Source organism: Arthrobacter sp. JCM 19049, from assembly GCF_001310435.1.
Genome location: NZ_BAXF01000266.1, coordinates 1 through 2,983 on the forward strand (window position 1 = coordinate 1; position 2,983 = coordinate 2,983).

Genomic DNA, 2,983 nt, shown 5'->3' on the forward strand with positions numbered 1-2,983 from the left:
CCGAGGCGATGAGCTTCACCAGCGCCTGGCCGGGGCCCGGCTCCGGGATGGGGGCGTCCTTGACCTGGAATTCCTGGCCGAAGTCCTCGACGACGGCTGCTTTCATGGTGCTCATGGTGTTGTCCTTTGCTTGGCGTTCGAAGGCGTGCAGCGTGAGCGGGGCGGCCGCCGATGAGGCTGGCTATCGGCGGCGCTGCACCCGGTGACCCCACGCCTCGAGGTCTGTTCAAAATATGGAAGTGGTTTCCCCAAGGACGGGAGGGTGTGAACGGTGTTGCTTAGAAGAAGCCGAGCTTGTCCTCCGAGTACGAGACCAGCAGGTTCTTCGTCTGCTGATAATGCGAGAGCATCATCAGGTGGTTTTCCCGGCCGATGCCGGAGGACTTGTAGCCCCCGAAGGCCGAGTGCGCCGGGTAGGCGTGGTACTGGTTGACCCAGACACGACCGGCCTGGATCTGTCGTCCGGCCCGGTAGGCGGTGTTGCCCTCGCGGCTCCATACGCCGGCCCCCAGGCCGTAGAGGGTGTCATTGGCGATCGTGATCGCGTCGTTGTAGTCACTGAATTTGGTGACCGCAACGACCGGACCGAAGATCTCCTCCTGGAAGATGCGCATGTTGTTGCTGCCCTCGAAGATGGTGGGCTGCACGTAGTAGCCGTCGGCAAGCTCCCCACCCAGCTCGGCCCGACCGCCGCCGGTGAGCACCTTGGCGCCCTCCGCGGTGCCGATGTCCATGTAGGACAGGATCTTCTCCAGCTGGTCGTTGGAGGCCTGGGCCCCCATCATGGTTTCGGTGTCCAGCGGGTTGCCCTGCTTGATCGCCCGGGTGCGGGCCAGCACCTTCTCCAGGAACTCGCCATAGATGCTTTCCTGGACCAGTGCTTGAGGGGCAGGTGCACACCTCGCCCTGGTTCAGCGCGAACAGGGTAAAGCCCTCCTGCGCCTTGTCGTAGAACGCGTCGTCCCTGGCCGCGATGTCCTCGAAGAAGATGTTCGGGCTCTTACCGCCCAGTTCCAGGGTGACCGGGATCAGGTTCTCCGAGGCGTACTGCATGATCAGCCGACCGGTGGTGGTTTCACCGGTGAACGCGATCTTGCGGATGCGCGGGTTGGAGGCCAGCGGCTTGCCGGCCTCGGCACCGAAGCCGTTGACGATGTTCACCACCCCCTCGGGCAGCAGGTCCCCGATCAGCTCGATGAGCACCAGGATGCTGGCCGGGGTCTGCTCGGCCGGCTTCAGCACCACCGCGTTGCCCGCGGCCAGCGCCGGGGCGAGCTTCCACACGGCCATCAGGATCGGGAAGTTCCAGGGGATGATCTGCCCGACCACGCCCAGCGGTTCGTGGAAATGATAGGCGGTGGTGTCATCATCGATCTGCGACAGGGTGCCTTCCTGGGCGCGGATGGCCCCGGCGAAGTAGCGGAAGTGGTCCACCGCCAGGGGCAGGTCCGCGTTCAGGGTTTCACGGATCGCCTTGCCGTTGTCCCAGGTTTCGGCGACCGCCAGCATTTCCAGGTTCTGCTCGATGCGGTCCGCGATCTTGTTCAGGATGACCGCCCGTTCGGCGACACTGGTCCTGCCCCACGCAGGGGCGGCGGCATGTGCGGCGTCCAGCGCCAATTCGATGTCTTCGGCGGTGGAGCGGGCCACCTCACAGAACGCTTTGCCGGTGACCGGGGTGATGTTCTCGAAGTACATGCCCTTGACCGGGGCCACCCATTGGCCCCCGATGTAATTCTCGTAGCGCGACTTGAACGCGACCAGTGCGCCGTCGGTGTTCGGGTTGGCGTAAATACCATGGTTGTCTTGCTCCTTCGTGGCCGGACAGATGCTGCCCGTGGTGGTTCTTGGCCCGTCCGCCGGCGCCGGGCCCGCGGTGCCGCGGACTCCTTCGCGGTGAACCGCAGCTGTTGGATGTGACGATAGTCACTGGAAGGTTGCAACTAGGTTGCATGCCCCGGGCAACGTACGATGAGGCGCGAGGGGACCGGGCGGCGGACGATTCAAGAACAGGTGGGCAGCGGGATGCGGCATAGGGCGGGGCCAGGCGGTGATGCGCAGGTCAGCGGCTGGCTGGTTGAACTGGGCATTGCCGGGATCACTGACCTGCATGTGCATTTCATGCCGGATCGGGTGCAGCAGAAGGTCTGGGGATTCTTCGATGGGGTGGCCGCCAGCGGCGCGCCAGCCTGGCCAATCCACTACCGGCTTCCGCTCCAGGAGAGGATCGAGGTGCTGGCCGGGCTGGGGGTGCGCAATTTCAGTTCGCTGAACTACGCGCACCGCCCGGGCATGGCCCAGTGGCTCAACGACTTCAGCACCACCCTGGCCCAAGACCATGCGCAGGTGATTCACTCAGCCACGTTCTTCCCGGAACCCCAGGCCCCTGCCGTGGTGCAGCGGGCGCTGGACGCCGGGGCGCGGATCTTCAAGATCCATGTCCAGGTCGGCGGGTTCTGCGTCCTGGATCCGCGGCTGGAGGAGGCCTGGAGGCTAGTGGAGCAGGCCGGCGCCCCCGTGGTTATCCATTGCGGGCATGGGCCGCACCCCGGGACGTTCACCGGCATCGCACCGATCCGGCGGCTCATTGAACGCCACCCGGGTCTGGTGCTGATCATCGCCCACGCCGGGTTGCCGGACTATCTGCCGTTTGCCGAGCTGGCCCACAAGCACCGCAACGTCTACCTGGACACCACGATGGTGGGCACCTCCTACATGCAGCAGCTCTTTCCAGTCCCGCCCGACTATGCCGCATTCTGCATGCGCTGGCGGGCAAGGTGGTGCTGGGCAGCGATTTCCCCTCGATCCCCTACCCCTACAGCCATCAGCTGCAGGTGCTGAACGACTGGGGGCTGGGTGCCGAATGGCTGGCCGGGGCCTGTGGCATACGCCCCGTGGCTGGTGGGGCTGCCCGCCTAGCTCAGCGGATCATGGCCTCCACCTCGGCCACCACCAGGGAGCGGGCCGGGGAGTCCGCGGGGAG

1 protein-coding gene and 2 pseudogenes are annotated in these 2,983 nt (G+C 65.5%); 1 reads left to right on the plus strand and 2 read right to left on the minus strand.

Annotated elements, in window-relative coordinates:
- Positions 1-115: pseudogene (locus JCM19049_RS20240) on the minus strand (zinc-dependent alcohol dehydrogenase); the annotation flags it as partial.
- Between the two features lie 163 nt (positions 116-278).
- A pseudogene (gene adh, locus JCM19049_RS10695) lies at positions 279-1,794 on the minus strand (aldehyde dehydrogenase).
- Between the two features lie 231 nt (positions 1,795-2,025).
- Here adh and JCM19049_RS10700 point away from each other — a divergent pair.
- Positions 2,026-2,841 carry an amidohydrolase family protein gene (locus tag JCM19049_RS10700; protein ID WP_279402972.1) on the plus strand — a complete coding sequence of 272 codons (816 nt, stop codon included), beginning with the start codon at positions 2,026-2,028 and terminating at the stop codon, positions 2,839-2,841.
- Positions 2,842-2,983 lie beyond the last annotated feature (142 nt).